Source organism: Frankia sp. AgPm24, assembly GCF_023243055.1.
Classification (GTDB): domain Bacteria; phylum Actinomycetota; class Actinomycetes; order Frankiales; family Frankiaceae; genus Frankia; species Frankia umida.
On the sequence record NZ_JALKFW010000198.1, the window covers coordinates 87134 to 108003 of the forward strand.

At 73.9% G+C, this 20870-nt stretch carries 13 protein-coding genes; 7 read left to right on the forward strand and 6 right to left on the reverse strand.

The features are described from left to right. Positions 1-211 precede the first annotated feature (211 nt). From MXD61_RS28135 to MXD61_RS16580, 3 genes are all read left to right on the forward strand, one after another. Positions 212-1630 carry a hypothetical protein gene (locus MXD61_RS28135; RefSeq protein WP_285223294.1) on the forward strand — a complete coding sequence of 473 codons (1419 nt, stop codon included), beginning with the start codon at positions 212-214 and terminating at the stop codon, positions 1628-1630. 415 nt (positions 1631-2045) lie between these two features. Continuing rightward, positions 2046-5189: a tetratricopeptide repeat protein gene (locus MXD61_RS16575; RefSeq protein WP_248814245.1), complete on the forward strand. Its 3144-nt coding sequence runs from the start codon at positions 2046-2048 to the stop codon at positions 5187-5189. Positions 5190-5197: 8 nt separating this feature from the next. Beyond that, positions 5198-6610 (forward strand): PP2C family serine/threonine-protein phosphatase, encoded by a 1413-nt coding sequence (locus MXD61_RS16580; RefSeq protein ID WP_248814247.1) that lies wholly within the window; start codon positions 5198-5200, stop codon positions 6608-6610. Positions 6611-7010: 400 nt separating this feature from the next. Here the strand turns inward: MXD61_RS16580 and MXD61_RS16585 are convergent, their stop codons facing one another. Then, positions 7011-7484, reverse strand: coding sequence for a YbaK/EbsC family protein (locus MXD61_RS16585; protein WP_248814249.1), 474 nt, complete (start codon positions 7482-7484; stop codon positions 7011-7013). 97 nt (positions 7485-7581) lie between these two features. Between MXD61_RS16585 and MXD61_RS16590 the strand changes: the two genes are divergently transcribed. Both MXD61_RS16590 and MXD61_RS16595 read left to right on the forward strand, forming a co-directional pair. Continuing rightward, entirely contained in the window at positions 7582-8625 is a 1044-nt protein-coding gene (locus MXD61_RS16590; RefSeq protein ID WP_248814279.1) for a YafY family protein, read from the forward strand. Between the two features lie 95 nt (positions 8626-8720). Continuing rightward, positions 8721-11738, forward strand: a complete 3018-nt coding sequence (locus MXD61_RS16595) for a SpoIIE family protein phosphatase (RefSeq protein ID WP_248814251.1) — start codon at positions 8721-8723, stop codon at positions 11736-11738. Positions 11739-12090: 352 nt separating this feature from the next. On the opposite strand, the gene MXD61_RS16600 is transcribed toward MXD61_RS16595, so the two are convergent. Further along, complete coding sequence (locus MXD61_RS16600; protein WP_248814254.1) at positions 12091-13536, reverse strand: aldehyde dehydrogenase; 1446 nt, start codon at positions 13534-13536, stop codon at positions 12091-12093. 274 nt (positions 13537-13810) lie between these two features. Further along, a complete protein-coding gene (locus MXD61_RS16605) occupies positions 13811-14659 on the reverse strand; it encodes an SAM-dependent methyltransferase (protein WP_248814256.1) in 849 nt (282 codons plus the stop codon). 337 nt (positions 14660-14996) lie between these two features. Between MXD61_RS16605 and MXD61_RS16610 the strand changes: the two genes are divergently transcribed. After that, entirely contained in the window at positions 14997-15866 is an 870-nt protein-coding gene (locus tag MXD61_RS16610) for an oxygenase MpaB family protein (RefSeq protein WP_248814258.1), read from the forward strand. A 91-nt stretch (positions 15867-15957) separates the two neighbouring features. Here the strand turns inward: MXD61_RS16610 and MXD61_RS16615 are convergent, their stop codons facing one another. After that, the gene (locus MXD61_RS16615; RefSeq protein ID WP_163550095.1) at positions 15958-16476 is read right to left on the reverse strand and encodes a hypothetical protein; all 519 of its coding nucleotides are present in this window, start codon (positions 16474-16476) and stop codon (positions 15958-15960) included. A 247-nt stretch (positions 16477-16723) separates the two neighbouring features. On the opposite strand from MXD61_RS16615, the gene MXD61_RS16620 reads away from it, so the two are divergent. Continuing rightward, positions 16724-16987, forward strand: coding sequence for a DUF2277 domain-containing protein (locus tag MXD61_RS16620; protein WP_248814260.1), 264 nt, complete (start codon positions 16724-16726; stop codon positions 16985-16987). 76 nt (positions 16988-17063) lie between these two features. Here the strand turns inward: MXD61_RS16620 and MXD61_RS16625 are convergent, their stop codons facing one another. Both MXD61_RS16625 and MXD61_RS16630 read right to left on the reverse strand, forming a co-directional pair. Continuing rightward, the gene (locus MXD61_RS16625) at positions 17064-17252 is read right to left on the reverse strand and encodes a hypothetical protein (RefSeq protein ID WP_163550097.1); all 189 of its coding nucleotides are present in this window, start codon (positions 17250-17252) and stop codon (positions 17064-17066) included. A gap of 413 nt (positions 17253-17665) precedes the next feature. Then, positions 17666-20281, reverse strand: coding sequence for an MMPL family transporter (locus MXD61_RS16630; RefSeq protein ID WP_248814268.1), 2616 nt, complete (start codon positions 20279-20281; stop codon positions 17666-17668). Positions 20282-20870: the final 589 nt, after the last annotated feature.

Consider the following 20870-nt stretch of genomic DNA (forward strand, 5'->3'; position numbering starts at 1 on the left):
ACCTCCCGCGTCCCTCCCGCGTCCCTTCGGCCTCCCGCCGGTGGGCCTCCCGTTTCTACCCCCTGCGCGACCCGGATGGGCGGATCCTGCTCCGGGGCTGGTCGCGGGTGTGGCGGCGGCCGGAGCGGGTCCGTTCGGGGTGGCCCGGGGGGATGACACCCAGCGGACAGATCGACCGGAGTGCGCCCGATGTCGCCTAGCATCATCCGATATGACCGGGGTGGGCACATCGTCGCAGCCTGCCACGGGCACACCCCCGGACCCCACCTCCGCAGCACCACCATCCGCGCCATCGCCGTCGTCGCCGGTCTCCTTCTCGCCGTCGGCGTGGGGGTGGCGGCCGTCGGACTGGTGGTCCTCGCCACCCGGTCGGCTGCGGCTGGTCTCACTGGTCGTGATGGTGCTGCTGGTCGCGCTGTGGATCACGGCGTTCGCCACGAGCCAGGCCCGGCAGGGGACGCTGGACGCCCTGTCCGGGCGACCCGGCGGCGGGCAGAGCGCCACGCTCGTCGCGGCGCTGCGCCTGCGTTCGGACCTCGCCGGTGCCGATGCCGCCGCCACCCGCGTCCGCCTCGGCGGCAACGACGGCCTCGAGGTGGCCCGCCAGCGGGAGGCCTACCGCCGGGCGATGGCGGACGTCGGGGCGCAGCTCGTCGTGCTCGCCCGCGCCCACCCCGACGCCGACGGCGGCACCGACGCCGATCCGGGCTCGGCGCTCACGGTCATCGCCCAGCAGCTGTCCCCCTACGGTGGCGAGGTGGCGCAGGCGAAGGCCGCCCGTTCGGAACTGATGTGGCGCACGATCCTGCCGGCGGCCGACCGGATCGTCGCCACCGAGCAGAGCCGGGCCGAACACGCCCTGCACCGGGCCGAGGCCACGAACCCGCTGGTCGGCGTCGTCGTTCTCGGCGCGTTGACGTTCGGGGCGCTGGTCAGCACCCAGATCTGGCTGGTGCGGCGGACCAACCGCGTCCTGAATCCCGCCCTCGCCGCCGCGACGGTCCTGTCCGCCGTGGCCGTGGGCTGGACCCTGCTCGCCTTCGCCGCCCAACATGATCACATCGCGGACGGCCGCGACCACGGCTACCGCCCGCTGACCCGGACCTCGCAGGCCAGGGTGCTGGCCCTGCGTGCCTGGACCGACGACGTCCGCGCGCTGCTCGACCGATCCGATGCCCCCCGCCTGGACGCCGACTCCGCCGCCGCGAGCACCCGCCTGCGCCACGACCCGGCCAGCGCCCCCGCCGCAGGTGCCGCCGGTTCCGACGGCGCCGGCCTGCTCGCCATGATCGCCGCCCCCGGTGGCCCCGACCAGGCCGCCCGCGCCGCTCTGACCCCCGCCTGGACCGACTACGCCGACATCGCCGCGCGCATCCGCGACGGCGCGGGACGACCCGAGGGCCTCTGGCCGGCCGCGCTGCTCGCCCAGCAGGACGCGACCGGTGCCCTGCGCACCTTCGACGAACGCTCCGTGGCCGTCCTCGACGCCAGCCGCACCCATCTCACGGACGACCTCACCGCCGCCGCCGACACCGTCGACACGCTGCCCGCCGCCCTGTCGATCACGCTGGGCCTGGCCGCCGTCCTCACCTTCGTCGGCCTCCAACTGCGTATCAACGACTATCGCTGACCTGCGCCGGCCCCCGGTTCCAGGGAGGATCCAGGGGAGGCGAGCGGGTGGAGGCCGCCACATCGGCGGCCCCGGGCGAACCGGGTGTGGATCATGAGATGCGAGGGCCGACCGCGGGCGGTGCTCGAGCGGGTGCCCTCCCCTGGGTGGCCGGCGGGCCACCGGAGGGTGGTGACGCCGGCCACCCCGCCCTCGGGCGCCGAGCGCGATGCACGAGTGCGTCCAGCCATGATGCGACGATGCGCGAATCGGGCATCTCGGGTCGGATGACGAGAACGCGACAGCTGGCCGAAATCGGTGATCTGGCGACCTACCATCGGTCATCGTGCGGGCTTCACGTTGGCGGGCGGCCTGGCCAGTGACAAGGAGAGCAGTGACCGATCCCCAGCGCTGCCCGCGGCCCACGTGCCACGGTGTGCTCCAGGACGGTCGCTGCCCGGCCTGCGGCTGGTCCCGCGGCCCGGTCAGCTCCGCGGCCCGCGAGATCAGCACCGACACGAACGCGGGCACCAGCACCGGCGTTGCGGCCTCGGCCACGCTGCGACCCTCCGCGGTCCCCCAGGTCACGCATCAGCCGGCGGCGCCCCCGCCCACCATCTTCTCGGCGGCGACTCCCACCCCTGGCGGACCCGAGCTGGACCCGACCCGGCCCACCACCTTCTCTCCCGCCGTCCCGCCGGCGTCCCCGTTCACACCCTCGGTGTCCCCGTTCACCTCCCCGGCACCTCCCGCCGCACGGCCGGCATCCCTCGTTCCCCCCGCTGCCCGCACTCCTCCCGTCTCCCCCGCCGCACCACCCGCTCCCACCGCCGCACCACCCGCTCGCCCCGCCGCACCGCCGGCATCCGGTCCGACGTCCGCGGCCACGCCGGCATCCCGTCCGACGCCCGTGGCGAAACCGTCCGGTGGCTCCGGCGGCGCGAGCTCGGGAAGTCCGAGCGCAGGTGGTGCGGGCACGGGTGCTGCGAGCACCGGCGGCGGCGCTGCCGGGCGTGGGGTGCTGGGCGAGACGAACGGTGATCACGATGCGGCGACGCTGCCGCCGCGGCCGGGATGGTCAGGGTGGTCGGACGAGGTGGGGGCCTCCGGGTTCCCCAGCGCACCGCCGCCGACCGTGTGGACGAGAAGCGAAGGTGACGACGGCGCCGAGCCGCCGGCGCGTCCCGCCTCGGTCGCTCCGGCGCGCTGTCCGGCGCCCCGGCCCGGGCAGAACCAGCTCTGGTCCGCGGCTGGCAGCGCGACCGGCGGGCGCTCGCGGCGGACGTCCGACGCCTCCGGGCACGGCGCCGTCGACGGTGCCGGTTCGGGCGGCGGGGCGGGAACCGGCCTCGTCCACGGCCCGGCCGGTGGGCAGGGAACCTCAGCCGGCGGGTCGGGCGGGTCCGGTGGCGAACCGGCGGCTTCGGGCGCTGGGACAGGCGGGTCCGGTGGCGCGTCGGGACGGTCGGGCCCCGGGTCGGTCAACGAGCTGGGGGCGGGGCTGGTGGAGCTGCCCGCGGTGGAACGGCCCGATCCGGCGTCGCTGCCGCTCATCGACCCACGGCTGCCGCTGCGGTTGCGGGTGTGCCGGGGCTGCGGGGAGCCGGTGGGACGGGCCCGGGCCGGCCAGCAGGCACTCGCGGAGGGTTTCTGCGCCGGCTGCGGACAGCCCTACTCCCTGCGGCCGTCGCTGCGGCCCGGGGACCAGATCGGCCGGTACGAGATCGAGGGTGTGCTCGCCCACGGCACCCATGGCTGGACCTACCTGGCTCTCGATCACAGCGCGGAGGCGCAGCCCTGGGTCGTCTTCCGAGGGCTGTGCACCTCCCCCGAGCGGGACGTCCGGGTCGCGGCGATGGCCGAGCGGGGCTTCCTCACGGAGCTGGACCATCCTGGGATCGCGAAGGCCCACACGTGCCTCGAGCACGGCGACACCAGCTATCTCGTCACGGAACACGTCTCTGGTCTTACGCTTCGTGATATGCAGCGACGACGGCAGACCGATGTGGGACGACCGGACCCGCTGCCGGTGACCGCCGCGATCGCCTACGTCATGGCCGCACTGCCGGCGCTGGAGTACCTGCACCGCCGCGGGCTGGTGTACGGGGACGTCCGGCCGGACACCATCATGGCCAGCGGACATCAGGTACGGCTGGTGGACCTGCGGGCCATCCAGCGCCTCCAGCGCCGACCGGGCAGCGGCCGCGGCGGCGCCGCGATGGGGGCGCTGGGGTTCCAGGCGCCGGAGGTGGGCACCGACGGTCCCTCGGTCGCCGGCGACCTGTACGCCGTCGGACGGACCCTGGCCGCCCTCGCCCTGGACCTGCGCGGTTTCACCTCGACGTACCGGTTCAGTCTGCCGCCGGCCACCGCGCACACGGTGCTGGCCCGGCACGAGTCGCTGACCCGGCTGCTGGCGAAGACGACCGCCCGCGACCCGGCTCGACGTTTCGCCAGCGCCACCGAACTGCACGGTGAGCTGCTCGGTGTCCTGCGGGAGATCGTCGCCGCCGAACGCGGCCGGCCGATCCCCGCCCCCGTCCGCAGCACCCGCTTCGGCCCCGACACCAGCCCCGACAGTGGCACGGGAACTGACGGTGGCACGGGAACTGACGGTGGCACGGGTGCTGGCGGTGATGCGGGTGCTGGCGGTGAACTGGCGGGGCCGTGGCCGGTGCTGTCGTGGCGGGTGCTGCCCCACCTGCTGGCCGAGCCGGCCGATCCGGCCGCCGCTGCCCTCGCGACGTTGCCGGACGTCCCACCCGCCCAGCTCGCGGACCTGCTCACCGCGCTGGGAGCGGCCAGTCCGGCGGCCCGGCTCCGGCTGGCCGACCTGCACATCCGCACCGGTGCACGGGATGCGGCTCGGACGCAGCTGTCGGCCATCGCGGCCGACGACCCGCGGCAGTGGCGCGTCCACTGGCTGCGTGGGCTGCTGCTGCTCGCCGACGACGACGCCGCCGCGGCGTCCAGCGCGTTCGAGCAGGTCTACGACGAGGTTCCCGGTGAGCTCGCCCCGAAGCTGGCGCTGGCCGTCGCCGCCGAGTCCGCGGGCAATCCCGATCGGGCCCGGGTGCTCTACGACCTGGTCTCCCGAACCGACAGCTCGTTCGCCAGCGCGGCGTTCGGGCTGGCCCGGCTGCGCCTGGCCGCCGGGGACCGCACCGGGGCGCTGGAGGCCTACCGTCGGGTGACGTCCGCGCCGAACACCGCGGACACGCACCTGCGGTCACGCATCCACCTGGTGCGAGCCCTCGGTGTGGCCGGTGACGACCCGGCGACACCGACCCTCGCGGGTCTGCGCAGCGCGTCAGCGATTCTCGCCGAGCTGGACCTGCCACCGGCGACCCGGGCCGCGCTCACCCGGGACCTGCTCACCGATGCGCTGCGCCTGCTACGCTCCGGCGCCCAGGCGCCCGATCCGGGCACCGAGATCGCCGGGACGCCACTGCAACCGGTGCCCGTCCGTCTGGGCCTGGAACACGCCTACCGCACCCTCGCCCGGCACGCTCCCACCCGACACGAACGCCACCACCTGGTGGATCTCGCCAACCGCATCCGCCCCCGAACCCTCCTGTGATGTCTCCGATGACGCTGCCGCCCTCCCCCACGCCTCCCACCCCGTCGAGCTCGTCCGTCCCCTCGACCGTCGGCGACCCCGCGGGTTCCCATCCGGTGCCGGTCACCGATGAGACGCCGACCGTCGACATCGTCACGTCCATGGTCGGCGGCAACGGCGACCACAGCGAGCTCGACCTTGACCTGGCCGCCGCGGTCAGCAACGTCGGCCTGGTTCACCACACCAACGAGGACGGCTTCGCCCTGCGCACCGTCCACCCGAACCCCTCGCGGCAGGACGCCGGCGCGCCCCCCGGACCCATCGCGAACCACACCACCCCGGCCGGCCATGCCGGCGGCGGCACCGTCGCACAGGGCGGTGGCGCGGGTGGCGCGGGTGGCCTGGGTGGCGCGGAGACCGGCGGCCTCGAGTCGATCATCCTGGCCGCTGTCTGCGACGGGGTGTCCACGGCTCCCGGTTCCGGTCCGGCCGCCGTGCGCGCGGCCCGTGACGCCGTCGACCTGCTCACCCACATCGCCACGACCATGTCGTCACCCACCGGCACCGCCGACGAGGTCGTCTCCCACGAGGCCATCACGGTCGGCGCTGGCACCGGCATCCTCCTGGACACCTCCCCCCTCACCGATCCCGGCCTCACCGATCCCACCGGGGTCGGTCACGCCGGGGCCGGTCACGCCGAGGACGGCGGTGGGAGTGGCGCCACGCCCGGCGATGCGTCCGACGCCGGTGGCCCGGCCGAGGCCGGTGAGGCGTCCGCGTTCGGGGACGACCCCTGGGACGAGGGCGCGCCGACCCACGATCGGGACCCGCTCGAGCGGGACCTGGCCGCCGGGGACACCCGTCCGCTGGGACCACGCCGCCATCCGGCCGCCGGACCCGGCACCGCCTGGCAGCCGAGCGCGCTGCGGGCCGCGGCGTCCGCCGCCGAACGCGGCGCCCTGGCCACCGCGCTCGGCAGTGACAACACCCCCGCCTGCACCTTCGTCGCCGCGATCGTCACCGCCGAGCAGATCACCATCGGCTGGCTTGGCGACAGCCGGGCCTACCTGCTCGACCAGGCCGGGCCGCACCTGCTGACCGCCGACGACACGGTGGCGGCCGAAGCGGTACGGGCCGGGCTGCGACCGGCGGGTACCGCCGAGACAGGTCCGGGTGCGCATACCATCACCCGCTGGCTTGGCACGTCCAGCCCCGGCACGGCACCGCACGTGGTGACGTGCACGCCGACCGGGCCGGGCCGTCTCATCCTGTGCAGTGACGGGCTGTGGAACTACCTGTCGGCACCCAAGCGCCTCGCCGCGCGCGTGCAGGAACTCCCACCCGGGGCGTCGGCGCTGACCGTCGCCCGGCACCTCACCTCCGCCGCGCTCCTGGCCGGCGGCGGCGACAACATCACGGTGATCGTCATCGATCTCCCCTAGCTGTCCATGAACGTTTCCGGCCGCGGTGGAGTCGCTGCGGGCACACCCCGGGACGGCAGGCGGGCCCATCCGTCCCGCCGGGCCGCCATCGGTGACGACGGCCCGTGACGACGGCGCTGTCGGTGAGAAATGCGTGGACCACGCATCGGGGGATGGCACCACGCCTGTGGATCCGTGGCACCGGATCGGTCTCACCTCCCACCTCCCATGTCTCGTGGACGTGGGAGGTGGGAGGTGGGCCCCACCGCGACCTGGATAGGCGGATCCTGCCCTGGGGTCGGTCGCGGGGCGTGGCGGCGGCGCGGGTTGGCTGCCATCGCGGGTTGGCTGCCTATCGCGGGTTGGCTGCGGGACGGGGCGTGGTTGCGGGGTGGGGCGTGGTTGCGGGGTGGGGCGGGGGTCAGGTTATGGGGAGAACGGTGTGGGGGTCGAGAATGGTGGTGATCTTGCCGGGAATGCGGAAGACGGCGTTGGGGGTGCCGGCGGCGGCCCAGACCTCGTCGTACTGAAGAAGGTCCTCGTCGACGAACAGAAGCATCGTCTGTTTGTGGCCGAGGGGGGGAACGCCGCCGATGGAGAAACCGGTGGTCCGTTTGACGTAGGCGGCGTCCGCCCGGGCGATGTCACGACCGAGGACGGCCGCGATCTTCGTTTCGTCCACCCGGTTCGTGCCACTGGCCAGGACCATCACGGGGCCGCCGGTGTCGGTGTCCCGAAAGACCAGCGACTTGACGATCTGTGCCTTCGAACAGCCCAGGGCGCGGGCGGCGTCGTCGGCCGTGTGGGTGGAGTCCGGCAGTTCCAGGACCTCGAGCGCATAACCGCGACCGTCGAGCATTTCCTGGAACCGCCCAGCCCGCTTGCTCAGACTCATCTGTCCCGCTCCTCGCATGTGACCCCTGCCAATCCGACCCGACGCAAACGGGTCAACACTAGCGACATCAGCGACGAAAACCAGCCGGATGGGGATGATGGCGGACCCAAGCGCGCGAATGTTGCGGCTTTTGTCATTGTTGCAGACGCATCGGCACTGGCCGGGTGACCTGCTGGCCGCACGGCTCGAGGTGAGCGCCCGCACGCTGCGTCGCGACGTCGACCGGCTGCGGGAACTCGGCTACCCGGTCGAGGCCAGCCGCGGGGTCGCCGGCGGTTACCAGCTTCAGGCGGGGACGGCCATGCCGCCGTTGCTGCTCGACGACGAGGAGGCCGTGGCGGTCGCCGTCGGGCTGCGGACCGCGGCGGCTGGGGCGGTCGGTGGTGTGGGCGGGGTCGGGGAGACGTCCGTGCGGGCGTTGGCGAAGGTGGTGGCGCTGCTGCCACCGCGGCTGCGGTCCCGGGTGGACGCGGTCACCGCCTTCACCGTGCCGGCGCCGCCCTCCGGGCCGACGGTCGACGTGACGACGCTGACCGCGCTGGCCTCGGCCTGCCGCGCCGAGGAGGAGGTGAGCTTCGCCTACACCGACCGGGCCGGTGCGACGAGCCGCCGCCGGGCGGAGCCGTACCGGCTGGTGGCCCTCGGCGGACGCTGGTATCTGCTGGCCCGCGACGTCGACCGGGACGACTGGCGCACCTTCCGGGTCGACCGCGTCCAGGCGGTGACCGGCGGCGGGCGGCGGTTTCGACCTCGTGAGCTGCCGGACGTCGACGCGGCGGCCTATGTGCGCCGGGGAGTCGCCGGGGGTGCCTCCCGGCATCGGGTCGTCGTGCGGGTGCGGGCGCCGGCCTCCCAGGTGGGTCGGGTGATCGGCGGGTGGGGGCGCACCGAGGTGATCGACGCGGACAGTTGCCTGCTGCGGATGGACGACGTCGCGCTCGAGTGGGCGACGATGCTGCTCGGCGTGGTCGGGGCCCCGTTCAGCGTGGTCGACCCCCCTGAGCTGGTCGATCAGATCCGGGTGATCGCCGAGGTCCTGGCCCGGGCCGCCGCGGCCGGGCCGCCGGCCACGACGGGGACGTCCCGCGGTGGGTCCGTCACCGAGGACCCCCGGTCGGGCGGTCCACGCGGGAATCACTGAGCTTGTCTGGCATGCTGGACGTCGCGGAGACACAGTGCGGGCAGCCGCGTCTCATCGGACCGTCAAGGTGCCGGCATCCTCAAGGTGGCCGGCCGGTGCGGGAGGCCGGTCACAACGTGAACGGAGACAGCGGCGCGGAGAACACGTCCGACGCGGGCGGCCGGGCCGACGCGGGCGGGACTGTCGACGCGGGCGGGACTGTCGACGCGGATGGTGTGGTCGTCATGCGGTTGGACGCTCGTTCCGGTGGGGTCGACAAGGTGCGCCGGGCGGTGGCGAAGCTGCTCGCCGGCGGGCGCTGGGAATCGTTCGGCGACGACGCCTGTCTGGTCCTCAGTGAGCTGACGACCAATGCCCTGTTGCACGGTGACGCGCCGATCGAGGTGCGGGTACGTACCGGTGGGGCTGCGTTGCGGGTGGAGGTGCGCGACGGGAGCCGGGTGCTGCCGGTGCGGCCACCGGCCGGTGGGGACGCCCTGACCGGCCGCGGGATGGTGCTGGTCGCGGCCGCGTCCAGCCGGTGGGGCGTCGACCCGCTGCCCACCGGCAAGGTCGTCTGGGCCGAGTTCCGCCCCACCGACACCAGCGGCGAGGACGACGTCCAGGTCACCGATGGCGGTGTGGCGGTGCGTGGCCTGACCGGGATTCGTGGGGTCCGCCAGCAGACCCGTCCGGTGTCGGGTTCGCCGTCGTCGTCACCGGGACACGTCGTGCGCCTCGGTGATGTGCCCACCGATCTGCTGCTCGCCGCCAAGAACCATGTGGACGGGCTGGTCCGCGAGTTCACGCTGGCCGCCTCGGGCGCCGCGTCCGGGGCGAGCGTGGCCGTGCCCGAACGGCTCGCCGAACTGCTGACCATCGTCACCACCCGGTTCGCCGGGCCGCGGATGGCGATCAAGCGGCAGGCGTTGGGGGCGGCCGCGGCCGGATGTCCCCGCACACCGCTGGAGCTCGTCCTGCCCTCGAGCGCCGCGGCGGACGCCGAGCAGTACCTCGCCGCCCTCGAGGAGATCGAGGGTTACGCCCGGGCCGCCCGGCTGCTCACCGTCGAGTCCCCACCGCAGCATGTCGCCTTCCGCCGCTGGTACATCGGATCCCTGGTCGCCCAGCTACGCGCGGCCGAGCACAGCGCCGAGCACGCCGCCGGCCAGAACACCGGGCCCGGTCCGGCCGCGACACGCAGTTTCGAGCAGTACCTGCTGGACACCCTCGATGTCGTCGTCGTCGCGCAGCGCACCGCGGAACGCTCCGCCCGGTTGCAGCGGGTCACCGCGGCGCTGGCCCAGGCGACCACACCGGAGCAGGTGGCAACGGCCGTCGTGTCCCAGGGCGCGGCGGTGCTGGGCGCTTCCGGTGGGGTGCTGCTGGTCCCCCAGGACGCCGGCCGGCTCGCGGTGACCGGGTCCATCGGCTACGGCGACAGCATGATCGCCGCGCTGCGGTCCGAACGGATGACCGACCGGCTGCCGGCGATGGCGGCGCTACGCACCGGCGAACCGGTCTGGCTCGAGTCCCGCCGCGAACGTGACCTGCGGTTTCCCGCCCTCGCCGAGCTGGAACCGACGGCGGAGTCGATGTGCGTGCTGCCGTTGTTCGCCGGCGAGCGCACACTCGGTGCGCTGCGTTTCACCTTCGACCATCCACGGTTGTTCGACGAGGACGAACGCGCCTTCGTCGAGGCGCTGGCCGCGCAGACCGGGCTCGCCCTGGAACGGGCCCGGCTGTTCGCCGTCGAACGGGCCGCGCGTGAGCGCACCACCCTGTTCGCCGCGGCGACCGATCTGTTCACCTCCACCCTCGAGACGCCGCGCATCCTCGAGCATCTGGTCGGCCTGCTGGTGCCGTGGCATGCCGCCCGCGCCGCCGCCGTGCTCGTCGACGAGGAGGGCGGCGTGCAGGTCGTCGCCGTCGCAGACCGCGCCGACCTCACCCCCACCGCCACCCCCCTCACCCCCACCGCCCTCACCCACCACGCCAAAACCGCCAAAACCGCCAACACCGCCGGCACCACCCAACCCGCCAGTGACACCCTCCAGCCCAGTGCCGGTCGGGTCACCCAGCCCCAGCCACGCCTGGGCAGCCAGGGCGAGTCCCGGTCGTTCCTCGGCATGACCGGCCAGCCGTGGGACGAGTTCGACTCGGTGCGGGCGGCGCGGCCGGTGCAGCGGGCGGTGGCCGATCCGGTCGGGATGACACAGGCACTGCGCACGGGACGGCCGGCACGCTCGCAGGACGGCGCCCGCCTCGCGTTGCCGCTGGCCCTCGGCGGACAGGCGGTGGCCGCGGTCGGCCTGGTCGCCGCCGACGGGCATGTCTACGACGAGGACGACCAGCGGGTCGTCGCCGAACTCGTCGACCGGGCGACAGTCGCCATCGGCAACGCCCGCCAGTACGAGCACGAGCGGCGCACCGCGGTCACCCTGCAGCGCAGCCTGTTGCCGCAGCTTGTCCCGCAGCTGCCCGGACTCGCGTTCGCCTGGCGCTACCTGCCGGGCAGCGCCGGTGCGCTGGTCGGTGGCGACTGGTACGACGTGCTGCCCCTCGACGACGGACGGGTCGCCCTGGTCATCGGCGACGTGATGGGCCACGGCATCCACGCCGCGGCGACCATGGGCCAGATCCGCGCGGCCGTGCGGGCACACACGGTGGCACCGACACGCCCGTCCACGGTGCTCACCCGGCTGGACGCGGCAGCCACCCGACTCGAGCAGGGTCGCACGGCGACGGCGGCGCTCGCGGTGCTCGACCCGTCCACCGGTCGGCTTGTCGTCGCCTCCGCCGGGCACCTGCCGCCGCTGCTGATCACGCCGGGCGCGCCGGCCCGGTATCTGCCGATCGACCCCGGCCCACCGCTGACCGCCGGCCTCGCCGACTACCCCGAGACCTCGCTGACCCTGACCGCCGGCAGCACACTGCTGTTCTACACCGACGGCCTGGTCGAGGACCGTAGCCGTCCGGTGGACGAGGGCATGGAGCTGCTGCGCTCGCAGATGTCCGCCGGCGGCAGTCCCGACGAGGTCTGCGACCGCGCGCTGGCCGCGGTCGCCCGACCCAGCGGCCACGAGGACGACACCGCCCTGCTCGCCGTCCGCTTCGCCGGCCCCCCTCGCTGACCCACCCCGTCACCACCCCCACGGACCTGGCGTGCCCGGCCCGTCCCCCACCCGTCTCGCCCGTCTCGCCCGTCTCGCCCCTTCCCTTCCCTTCCCGGCTCCGGCTCCGGCACCGGCTCCGAGCCCGGCTCCGGCTCCGGCGGCCCACCTGTCGCTGTGCCGAGGGTTGTTCGGGCTCATGCCGAGGGTTGTTCGGGAAATCAGGCCCTGATTCCAGAACAACCCTCGGCGTGTGGCGACAGCGGTCGTTTTGTGGCTACGGCGACCGCCGGAGAGCAACGGTTACCAAACGGAGAGTAGCTAGGGGCAAGTGGAGGGCGGAGGGCGAGGGGCGGACGGCGAGGGGCGGAGGTCAGGTGGCGGGGCCGGCGATCGACTTCAGTTCGACGTAGGCGTCGAACCCCTCGGGTCCGTGTTCCCGGCCGATGCCGGACGCCTTGTAGCCGCCGAACGGAGCGGCGAAGTCGGTGGTGTAGCGGTTGACGGCGAACGTGCCGGTACGCACCCGGCGGGCGACGTCCAGACCGCGTTCGGCGTCGGCGGTCCACACCGAACCGGCCAGGCCGTACTCGCTGTCGTTGGCGAGCTCGACGGCCTGCGCCTCGTCGGCGTAGGGGATGACGGTGAGCACCGGGCCGAAGATCTCCTCGCGGGCGATGCGCATGTCGTTGGACGCGTCGGCGAACACGGTGGGTCGCACATACCAGCCGACGGGCTGGCCGGGTGGGCGGCCGTTGCCCCCGGCGACGACCCGGGCGCCCTCGGCCTGGCCGAGCGTGATGTAGTGCTCGACCCGTTCCTGCTGGCGGGCGGCGACCAGCGGGCCGATGTCGGTGGCGGGGTCCGCCGGATCGCCGACCCGCAGGGTGGCGACCAGATCGGCGAGGGCGTCGACCACCTCGGCGTAGCGGGCCCGGCTGGCCAGGATGCGGGTCTGGGCGACGCAGGCCTGGCCGTTGTTCATGAAGCTGGCCATCTTCAGCCCGTCGACGGTGGCGGCGAGATCGGCGTCGTCCAGGATGATCGCCGCCGACTTGCCGCCGAGCTCCAGGGTGACGCGTCGCAGCCGCTCACCGCACAGCGCGGCGATGCGCCGTCCGGCCGCGGTGGACCCGGTGAAGGCGATCTTGTCGATGCCGGGATGGGTGACCAGATGCTCGCCGATCTCGCGGCCCGCCGGCAGGACGGACACCACGCCCGCCGGGAAACCCACCTCGGCGATCACCTCGGCGAGCGCCAGCGCGTCGAGCGCCGTCTCCGGCGCCGGCTTGACCACGACGGTGCAGCCGGCGAGCAGTGCCGGGGCGAGCTTGGACATGATGGCCGCCTGCGGCACGTTCCACGGCACGATCGCGCCGACCACCCCGACCGGCTCGCGCCGCACGGTGATCGGGTCGCCGAGCACGCCGGTGCGTTCGGCCTCCCAGGGGTAGGTCTCGGCGAGGTCGGCGAGTGTGGTCAGCAGCAGCCACGGCGCGAGGGTCTGCCCGGTCTGGCTGAACCCGATCGGCGAGCCCATCTCCGCGGTGATCAGCTCCGCGAACTCCGGCGCGCGGGCCACGTACAGCTCGGCGAACCGCCGCAGCAGCGCGATCCGCTCCCTCGGGGCCAGCCGCGGCCATGGTCCGGTGTCGAAGGCGTCCCGGGCCGCGGCCACCGCCCGGTCGACGTCCGCCGTCGTCGCCGCGGGTGTGCGGCCCACTAACTCCGTCGAGTGCGGTGAGTGCACGTCGAGGACGTCCGTCCCCGTCGAACGCTCCCAGTTTCCGCCGATGAACAACCGGTCATAGCCACGCACAGGACCTCCCGCTGATCGCGCCGGGCCGCCACACGCGACGTGCCATACGCCATGCGTCGCCCGCCGTTCACTGCCCGCCGGCCGGTGGACACACGGGACATCCTGCACCGATTGTCGCGCCCGCTCACGCGATCACGGTTGTGGGCCGGCGGGGCACACGGTCACGCGTACGGGGCGGGCGCCGCCGCCCCGGACGGACGTTCAACATCGTGGACGACGAGCCGGCGCATCCGAGCTGGCGCGACGGCCTCGCCGCCGACCTCGGTCGGATCGGTCAGGGGATGCGGGCGACGCCGCAGTAGCCATCGACGGCCGCCGGCAGCGCCCCGTCGGCGGTAGGCGCGGGACGCCAGTGGGTGTGCGGGACGACGCCGGGCTCGATGAGCGTCAGACCGTCGAAACGGCGGGCGAACTGCGCAGGCGTGCGCAGGATGTAGGGGAGGGCGCCGCTGTCGTTGTACTCGTCCTGCGCGGCGTCGAAGTCGCCACCGCCGCTGCCACCTCCCTCGGGTGCGGGGCCGGCGGGCAGGGTGCCGTCGTAGCTCACGAGATAGCTGCCGGAGACGAGCGGGGCGAGCAGAGCGTCGACGATGCGGCGAAGCTCCTCGTCGTCGGCGACGTGGCCGAGCACGCCCATGAGCAGGAGCGCGACGGGTTGGTCGAGGTCGAGGGTGCGGGCGGCACCGGCCAGGACGGTGGCGGGGTCGTGCAGGTCGGCGTCGAGGTAGTCGGTGGCGCCCTCGGGGGTGCCGACGAGCAGGGCACGGGCATGTACGAGAACCAGCGGATCATTGTCGACGTAGACGATCCGGCTGTCGGGGGCGACGCGCTGGGCGACCTCGTGGGTGTTGTCGGCGGTGGGCAGCCCGGTGCCGACGTCGAGGAACTGGCGGATGCCCGCCTCACCGGCGAGCCACGTGACCGAACGGGTGAGGAACCCGCGGGAGGCGCGGGCAAGCTCGGCGATGCCGGGGAAGACCTTGAGGTACTCGTCGCCGGCCACCCGGTCCACCGGGTAGCTGTCCTTGCCGCCGAGCCAGTAGTTCCAGATCCGCGCCGAGTGCGGAACCGAGATGTCCACCCGGTCCTGCGGGCTGGACGGAACAGCCGCGTCAGCCGACATCGCGCACTCCGAAGGGTCAGGGGCCGAGGGCCGCGGAGACAGTGGCATGGCAGGCGGCGAAGGTGTCCGGCAGACACCGAAACAGCGGAGATCAGGGATCTCCCCCGCAAACCGCAAAAATGCTCTGCGATGCTGCGGACACCCTAATACAGGGCAGCACCTGTGGGCGGCCGGGCGCATGATGGGTGGCATGGGAACGGGCACGCGATCCGCCCGGAGCACCGTGGGCGATCCAGGCACATCGAGTGATCCAGGCACATCAGGTGGTCCGGGCAGGCGGGTCCGGCAGGGCGCCACGGGCGGGTCGGGAAGGCCGGGTCCGGTCGAGGCCGGGCCGGTGGCACAGCTGCGGGGCTGGCTCGGTGGGCAGGTGTTCCAGCGGGTCGCCGGGCCCGAGGGCGCCGGGCGCCGCGAGCGGATCTTCGCCGCGCCCGGTGAGCGCTGGTTCGCCGAAGACCGGCCGATCCGCCTGGTGCATGCGGACTCGGCGATGTTCGTCGGTGGCCTGCGGGCGTTGCTGTTACAGTCGCTGCATCCACTGGCGATCGCCGGGGTGACGCAGCATTCGGATTTTCGTAACGACCCGTGGGGCCGCCTGGCGCGCACCAGCTTCTTCCTGGCGGCGACGACGTTCGGCCCGGCCGACGAGGCCGAACGGGCCATCGCCCGGGTGCGCGCCGTCCACCGGCGGGTCCGTGGTGTGGCCGCGGACGGCCGGCCCTACGCTGCCGGCGACCCGCATCTGATGCGCTGGGTGCATGTCGCCGAGGTCGACAGTTTCCTCGCCGCCTACCAGCGGTACGGCGCCCATCCGCTGGATGCCGCGCGGCGGGACGGCTACGTCGCCGACACCGCCGTCGTCGCCGAACGGCTCGGCATCAAGGATCCGCCGCGTACCACCGCCGAACTCGCCGACACGCTGCGTTCCTACCGGCCGGAGCTCACCGGCACGCCCGAGGCCCGCTCAGCCGCCCGCTACCTGCTGTTACACGCGCCGCTGCCGTTGGCCGCCCGCGCCCCGTACGGCGCGCTCGCCGGTGCGGCGGTGGGGCTGATGCCCGTATGGACGCGCTGGCCGTTGCGCCTGCCGTACCTGCCGGCCACGGAGGCCACCGTCGGACGTCTCGCCGGCCAGACGATCGTCACCACCATCCGCTGGGCGACCCGCGCGGCCGACCCTGCCGTGCCCCACACCGGCATCGACTAGTCGCCGGCTCCCCCGCCCACCGCGGCACGGCCGTCAGCATGCCGTCCACGGCTGCTCGGGGACAGCTCCCTCAGCGCCTGTCGCAGCGCCGTCAGCGCCGTTCGAACACGAAGGCTGCGGCGACGGCGGCGCCGACGATGACTCCGACGATCAGGATGCCGCCGAGGACGAAGAAGCCGACCGTCTTGATCAGGGCGATGACGACCGGCAACCCGGCCATCATCAGATAGGAACCGCGGGTGCGTACCGGCGTGTTGGCGACGGTGGTGATCCGCTGCACGGCGGTGACCCGGGAGACGTTCATCTGGTCTGACACCGACGGCATCAGACGGATGGTGCTCCAGGTCAGCGCGACGAACGCGCCCGTGAGCAGAACCGCGTAGATGAGGCCGAAAGCACGCCCGAACGCCTCGAACGACGCGCCCGCCGCGATGACGGTCGTCACCAGGGGCAGGTACCACCCGGTGGTGCGATCCTGCCCGGCCTGGCTGACCAGCCGCCGTGCCTGCGCGAACCGGGCGCCACGCCCGCCTCGACCCCCCGGACCGCCGCGCCCACCCGCACCGCCGCGGCCGGGTTCGGCCGATCCGCCGTAGTAGCTGTCCGCCATGACCGCCTGACTCCCTCCGGGCCTGGTGCGCCGACCCTCGGCCCCGCTACGCCGACCGGATCGACCTGTACCGCGCCGGACGCGGCACTACCGAACCTATTCTCCCCCTTGCACGGGGAAGCAGACGCGGATTTCGCCCGGCGGGTCCACCCCCGGGCACGATCCAGCCCACCTGGGCCGATACGTGCGTCCACGGGGCGGCGGACGTCCGCGGGAAACTGTCGGTGGGGGAAGCTAGCGTGACGGCATGTGTCGCAACATCACGGAACTGCGGGGCCTCGAACCACCGGCGAGCGACGAGGAGATCGAGGCGGCCGCGCGCCAGTTCATTCGAAAGGTCAGTGGGGTGCGTCGTCCGTCGTCGGCGGCCGATGACGCGGTCGAGATGGCCGTCGCCGAGGTGGCGGCGGTGGTCCACCGGCTGCTCGGGACGTTGCCCGCCCGCCGGCAGCCACCCGCCACTGTGCCGCCGCTGCGCCGCCCCGAGGTGCGTGCCCGGCTCGGGCTCTGAGCCTGGCCGGTCTGGCATCGGCCCTACCGTCAGCGGCTCCTACGGCTGGCGACGCCGGCGATCAGGGCGCCTGCGATCAGCGGCGGTGGCGGGCCATGTCGGCGCGGGAGCGGCGCCGGCGGTTACCTGAGTCGACGAGCCGCTCCGGCGGGCGACCGGCCTCGGCGCCCGCGCGGTCGGCGGCGACGCTGTCGGCGATCAGTTCCCGGGTGCGGTCCTGTTCCTGGTCGTCCAGTCCGGTCAACAAGCTGTCGAACACACTCACCTGGTTACTCCTGGTCCTCGCTGCCGCCGAAATGTGCCGTTGCAATAGGCTTTCCCGCAACGTCAGCTGATAAAGCACGCCATCTTCGCTGATTGCGGCCAAGCATCCCGGACCAGAACGTCGCAGGTCGGATCGCCTGTGTCGCATCCGGCGATCAATCTCGGCGGCACGACCCGCGAGAAGCGGCCATCCCACCGGCACGCACCGGCGCCACCACCGCCTGTCACGGCCCCTGGACGACCACGGGCCGACCGCGACCGCACGGGCGGTCGCCGCGGATACCGCCCGCCCGTTCGGACGGCCCGTTCATCGGCCGCCGGGTGCTGGTCGCCGGGGACGGGTCGCCGCCCGCCGTCCCGGAGCGTGGACCGGCGGCCACCGCACCATCGCCGGAAACGTTCATGGACGGCGATCTAGCGGGAGCGGCGACCGTGCCGGCTGGATCGGCGCAGCTCACCGGTGGTGGCGGCGGAGGTGGTGGTGGACGGCCGGGCATGGCCGGGTCCGCCGGACTGGCGCATGGCGGGCATTGTCGTGGTCGGTGAGGAACGGAACCGCCCGGTGGCGGACGGCGGCGGGACCGTCCACGGACCGGTGGAGGCGGCGCTACCGGGGTCGGCGGCGGGCCTGGAACGGCGGGAACCCGCGCGCGGCGAGGGGCCGTCCGCCGTGACGATGCCCCGCCCGCCCGGCCCGCCGGGACCGCCGGAGCCGAAGGGGCCAGTCGGGCCGGTGTGGGTGTTCAGGCGTTCGGCCGCCGCGACGCGGTGACGTCCGCTGTTCCCACCGTCGCGGCCACCACCGGAGCGGCCACCACCCGCGGCGCGTCCGGCGCCGACGCGGCCACCGACGGGTCCGGTGTCGGACGTCCCGCTGCGAAAGACGCGCAGGCCATGGCCACCATGACCGGAGCCGCTGGACTCGTCGGTGCCACGGCCGGGACGCAGCAGGTGCAGCAGCGCGGGCAGCAGCAGGATGCGCACGACGAGCGCGTCCAGGACGACACCCACCGACAGGCCGACGCCCAGCAGTTTCATCACCCGAACGGGCTGTGCGGCCAGCGCCGCGAACACGATCACCATGATCAGGCTGGTGGTGACGACGATGTGGCCGACGTCCGCGTGGCGGCTGCTGATGGCCCGGCGCTGGTCGGGATCGTCGGCGGCGGCGTGCAGGCTGCTGAGCATCGTCAGGTGCATCCCGATCGCCAGACCGAACACGACGATCATGATGATGCCGAGCAGGAACGGTTCGACCGGGCCGGGTCGCACGCCGAGACGCGCGGCGAGGTGGCCTTCGGTGAACACCCAGGTGATCGCGCCCAGGGTGGCGGCGAGGGCGAGCAGGCTCGCCGTCATCACGGCCAGGCTGTGGCGCACCGAGCGCAGCGCGAACAGCGTGGTGAGCCCGAGCATGCCGAACTCCAGCGCCAGGAAGCCGGGCAGCACGGCGGCGAACCGGCTGGACATGTCCGCGAACAGGGCGGCCTGCCCGCTGATCCGCACGGTCAGGCCCTTGCCCGCGATCGCCGCCGGCACCACCTGGTCACGCAGCCGGTGGACGAGTTCGGTCGCGCCCGGCGCGCGCGGACCGTCGTCCGGCAGGATCTGGACGAGTGCCCCGCCGGCGGCGTCGTTGCGCAGCGACAGGAACGCCCGTGTCACACCGGGCGCGTCGTTGAGCGCCTGGATCACCCCGGGGAGCGGGTCGGGCGCGCCGGTGTGCAGTCCGGTCACGACGGCGAGCATCGGGCCGTTGAGCCCGGGGAAGTACGCCTCGCTGATCAGGTCGTAGCCCCGCCGGGTGGTGTTGGACGTCGGATCGGCACCGTTGTCGCCACCGCCGAGGGTCAGCCCGGTGACGGGCATCGCGAGCACGGCGAGCGCGACGATGGCCACTCCCGCGAGGACCTGCGGGTGCCGGGCGACCATGCCCGCCCACCAGGACCGCAGGCCCGGGCGCACCGGCAGGCCCGTGCCGCTGCGGCGCAGCAGGGTGCGTTCGGTCCAGACGAGCAGGCCGTGCCCGGTCAGGCGCAGCGCCGCGGGCAGCAGCGTCATCACGGCCAGCACGCTCGCCATCGCCGCGGTGAACCCGGCCAGGGCCAGGCCGTCGAACACACTCAGACGCAGGGCGCTCGTGGCGAGCATGACCCCGGCCAGCGCCAGGCCGCCGATCGCGGTGGCCCGTCCCGGGTGGCGCAGGGCCGCACGGGCCGCCTGGGGCGGGTCGAGTCCGGCGCGCAGCTGGTTCTGGGTGCGGTTGACGATGACGACGCTGCTCCCCAGGGTCATCCCGAAGGCGAGGACGAGGGTGAGCAGCGGGGCGAGCTGGTTGAGGTCGGCCCGCAGCGACAGCAGCATCGCCGCGGCCGTCGCCATCCCCGCGGCGACGAGCGCGACCAGCATGCACACCGCGACCGCCGCCGGCGCCCGGACCATCAGGCCCAGCACCAGCAGGGCGATGCCCACGGCGAGCGCGACCGGCCACAGCGAGATACCCGACTGCACGATGATGGTGGCGCCGGGTCCGTTCACCTCGACCTGAAGGTCGGGCCCGTCGTAGGCGCGGGCGGTGTCGATCAGCGCGCGGACGGCGGTGTGATCCGGCGCGGTCGGCGAACCCTTCATCAGCACCGAGACGATCGCGGCCTGGCCGTCGGCACTCAGCGGCGACCCGCCGATCGGAAGCGCGGCCGCCGGGCTGAACGGGTCGAACGCACCGGCGACGCCGGGCACCGTCCCCAGCTGCGCGACCATCTCGGCGATCCGGGCCCGCACCGCCGGGACCTGCACCGTGCCGGAGCGCGCCCGCACGACGACCGTCTCCAGATCGGGCACCGTCCCCGACGGCATGAACGACGCGGCCGTGTCCAGGGCCTGCTGTGACTCGGCGTCATGGCCGGCCAGCTCGACGGAGAACCGCGGCCCGGCATGCCCGGCCATCGCGAGCGCACCCACCAGGGACGTCACCCACACCGTGACGACCAGCCAGCGGTGTCGCTGACACCAGCGCACCAGCAGAGCCACGGGCCTCATCCTCCGGCACGGCACGGGCCGGCTATATGGCCCTTTACGGAAATTGTCCGATTTACTTCGGCAAATCTCACCCGCCACCCGCCGACGCGTCAACACGATCCGCGGTCGGAACGCCCAGATAGGCACTCCGGTGGCGGTAGTGGGCAATCGCACCGAGAGCTGGCGGCAACATCCGCGAAACAGCACCCATACGTCCACCCATCCCGTCGGACGCCGCCGCCGGGACCGCCGCCAGCCATCCGGACGCCTGCCCGACAACGGACATCGGGCACCCGCGGGACGCCCCCGGGGCACCGTCGGGCCACCCGCGTACCCGGCCGGACCCACCCAGGTGACCACCTGCGGGCGGCCCGGCGCCCGGTGACACCGCGTGAGGACGCGCCGACCTGCCCCCATCCGGGGAGCCGGAAGCGGCCCCGGGCGGACACCCGTCCGGGTTGGGCCACATGTCGGATCGCCAACCCCCACCCCTACTACCCCGCGCGGCCGCCACGCCGGCGTGGCCCCGCCCCCCCCCCCCCCCCCCCCCCCCCCCCCCCCCCCCCCCCCCCCCCCCCCCCCCCCCCCCCCCCCCCCCCCC

What these genes read in the sequence shown, in the direction of transcription:
- MXD61_RS28135 (WP_285223294.1), top strand. Translation starts at nt 212, where the DNA reads ATGACCGGGGTGGGCACATCGTCGCAGCCTGCCACGGGCACACCCCCG.
- MXD61_RS16580 (WP_248814247.1), top strand. Translation starts at nt 5,198, where the DNA reads ATGACGCTGCCGCCCTCCCCCACGCCTCCCACCCCGTCGAGCTCGTCC.
- MXD61_RS16585 (WP_248814249.1), bottom strand. Translation starts at nt 7,484, where the DNA reads ATGAGTCTGAGCAAGCGGGCTGGGCGGTTCCAGGAAATGCTCGACGGT.
- MXD61_RS16590 (WP_248814279.1), top strand. Translation starts at nt 7,582, where the DNA reads ATGGCGGACCCAAGCGCGCGAATGTTGCGGCTTTTGTCATTGTTGCAG.
- MXD61_RS16605 (WP_248814256.1), bottom strand. Translation starts at nt 14,659, where the DNA reads ATGTCGGCTGACGCGGCTGTTCCGTCCAGCCCGCAGGACCGGGTGGAC.
- MXD61_RS16615 (WP_163550095.1), bottom strand. Translation starts at nt 16,476, where the DNA reads ATGGCGGACAGCTACTACGGCGGATCGGCCGAACCCGGCCGCGGCGGT.
- MXD61_RS16620 (WP_248814260.1), top strand. Translation starts at nt 16,724, where the DNA reads ATGTGTCGCAACATCACGGAACTGCGGGGCCTCGAACCACCGGCGAGC.